Here is a 381-nt window from a genome sequence, read left to right as displayed (position 1 = left end):
CCGAAGGCGGGACCGATAACTGGGGTGAAGTCGTAACAAGGTAGCCGTATCGGAAGGTGCGGCTGGATCACCTCCTTTCTAAGGAAGAAGAAGTAGAGTATTGTGTTTCACTGTTGAGTTACCAAGAAGGCACGCAAGTGCACCTCAGGGCAAGCCCTTCGGTCGCGTCTGCGCCGCTTATACAAACGAATCCATAAGTGCTTAGGGAAGCAAGCTTCCCACACACTGATGAATCCGTTTGTGCACTTACTTAGTAACCGAATATTTCCGGTGGCGATACGCCCAGGGGTCACACCCGTACCCATCCCGAACACGATGGTTAAGACCTGGGAGGCCGATGATACTATGCTGGAGACGGCATGGGAAAGCAGGTGGCTGCCG

At 53.5% G+C, this 381-nt stretch carries 2 rRNA genes; both read left to right on the top strand.

The features are described 5' to 3' along the window. A 16S ribosomal RNA gene (locus tag CI595_RS25790) occupies positions 1-78 on the top strand; the annotation flags it as partial. A gap of 188 nt (positions 79-266) precedes the next feature. Next, positions 267-381: ribosomal RNA gene (gene rrf / locus CI595_RS25785) — 5S ribosomal RNA — on the top strand; the annotation flags it as partial.

This window comes from Blautia hominis (genome assembly GCA_002270465.1).
GTDB classification, from domain to species: Bacteria; Bacillota; Clostridia; order Lachnospirales; family Lachnospiraceae; genus Blautia; species Blautia hominis.
The sequence above is the reverse complement of the archived record's forward strand: the minus strand, read 5'-3'. Positions and strand labels throughout refer to the sequence as shown.